Below are 1,926 nucleotides of genomic sequence, written 5' to 3'. Positions count from 1 at the left end.
TGGGCCGGCAATGGCCACGGCAGCGTCAGCATTCCGCGGGTGGGCATGGAGGTATTGGTGGTCTTTCTGGAGGGCGACCCGGATCGTCCGCTGGTCAGCGGTTGCCTACCCAATAGCCTCAACCCGGTGCCCCATGCCTTGCCGGCGAGCAATACCCGCAGCGTGTTTCGCAGCCGCAGTACACCGGGTGGTGGTGGCTACAACGAACTGCATGTGGAGGACCGCAAAGGCCACGAACTGATCTACCTGCGCGCCCAGCGAGACCTGGAACAGAAGGTCGAGCGTGACAGCCGGCTGGAGGTGGGCGGTGAGTACACGGCCCGGGTCGCGGGCAACAGCATCACGGTACTGGAGGCGGAGGAGCACCACACGGTCAAGGCGGATCGCAAGGTTCAGCTCAAGGCCAGTGAGTACCTGGAGGTGGAGGCCAGCAGCCACACCCGGGTTGGGCAGACGCTGGCGACTGAGGCAGGGCAGGAGGTGCACCTCAAGGCGGGCGCGAGGATGGTCCTCGACGCAGGGGTAAGCCTCACGCTGAAAGCCGGTGGCCAGCACATCGTGATTGGCGCGGGCGGCATCTTCAGCAGCAGCGAGATTCAAGTGGGCGGCGCGCCAGTAACGGGCACGGCAGTGGCCTCGGCACAGGCAGAGCAGGTAGAGGCATTGGTGGCCATGGCACTGGATTCACAGCAGCAGGCGCTGCAGCGAGCGGCGCAAAAAACGGCGGGTGTCTGTGCCATATGCCAGAAGCTGGCGGCGCTCAAAGCATGAGCGGCGCTTACCTGTTGCTCGACAGCCTGCAGATTCAGCACCTGCCTACACGCCTCGCACAGCTGGCACCTGATGCCCCGATGCACCTGTTGTACCTGAACACGGCGTATGCCGACTTGATCGACTGCAGCCCGATACTGATCCCGGTCGTGCCGGACAGCGACCTGGCGCGCACTTTTGCCATGACCTGGCGAGCCAGTGCCGGCCTCTGGCTGGAAACCGACGTGGATGAGTATGAACTGCTCGAACACCTGCGCAGCCTGGTACATGTACAGCTCGATGGCGGGTGCAGCGCGTTCTTTCGCTACGTCGACCCGCGTATCGCTCGCTTGTGGCTAACGGGCCTGACGCCTGCCGCCCGTGATCGGGTAATGGGGCCGATCCGCTGTGTTCAACTGCCTGAGGCCGATGGCAGCGAATTACGGATTACCCAGCACAACCCCGAACAACCCAGTGCCCGTTACGCCAGCACACCCTGGCTTCACCTGAGCAGCGAGCAACTGGCACATATCGTTCAAGCCCAGCGGGAGGGCTTCGATCATCGGCTTGTCGAGCACGGCCTGCGCCATTTCCCCGACTGCTTCGAGGGCCTGGATGAGCCGGCTCGGCGTCAGTGGGCAATGGCCTGCCGCCGCAGTGCCGAGCGCCAGGGGTTCAGCGCGGAAGACGAGGTGATGCGCTGGGTCCCGCTTTACGCCCTATTGGGCGAGGCATTTCCCGATGGCCCGGAGCACGGTGTGTACCGAATGCGCTTGAAGGAGCCAGGCCTGCTGCCTGAACAGCGCTTGAGCAACTTGCTGACCGAACTGCCCCAACACCCCCTCAACAAGGAGCGCATGGAATGAGCGCCGAAAAGAAAGCCTTTGTCTGCCAGTTGGCCGAAGCCGACCGTGCCGCCAGGGCTCATCCCCATGTCGACATCAATAGCCCGGTCGAGCTTTGCCAAGCCTCGCAGCCCGAGATCTTCGTCGTTCCGGTGCGCTACGCCCTGGCCGAGGAGTGGGCCAGCCACCCGTGCTGTGATCCTGGGGTTGTGCCGCAAAGCCATGCCATGGCGGCGCGCCGGCTGCGTTGCGGTTACCTCTACCTGTGGCACCACGAAGGCCCGCTCAAGCGCTATGCGGTGGCCGACAACGGCCTGCTGCTGGAACAGGC

General features: G+C 64.3%; 3 protein-coding genes. All 3 read left to right on the top strand.

All coding sequences use genetic code 11. The annotated features are described in order from the left end of the window. Window positions 1–771: type VI secretion system Vgr family protein (locus tag UIA24_RS22945; protein ID WP_330524034.1), on the top strand; the 771-nt coding region annotated here is incomplete at its 5' end. Continuing rightward, window positions 768–1,616, top strand: coding sequence for a DUF4123 domain-containing protein (locus tag UIA24_RS22940; RefSeq protein ID WP_330524033.1), 849 nt, complete (start codon window positions 768–770; stop codon window positions 1,614–1,616). The genes UIA24_RS22945 and UIA24_RS22940, both read left to right, overlap by 4 nt. Next, the coding region (locus UIA24_RS22935; RefSeq protein WP_330524032.1) for a toxin VasX at window positions 1,613–1,926 on the top strand (314 nt) is incomplete at its 3' end. The genes UIA24_RS22940 and UIA24_RS22935, both read left to right, overlap by 4 nt.

It is taken from the genome of Pseudomonas sp. AL 58 (assembly GCF_036348395.1).
Lineage (GTDB): Bacteria > Pseudomonadota > Gammaproteobacteria > Pseudomonadales > Pseudomonadaceae > Aquipseudomonas > Aquipseudomonas defluvii.
Note: the sequence above shows the minus strand (reverse complement) of the source record. Positions and strands in the feature narration are given on the sequence as shown.

Excerpts from the sequence above, each read along its gene's own strand:
- UIA24_RS22940 (WP_330524033.1), top strand. The coding sequence starts at position 768 with ATGAGCGGCGCTTACCTGTTGCTCGACAGCCTGCAGATTCAGCACCTG.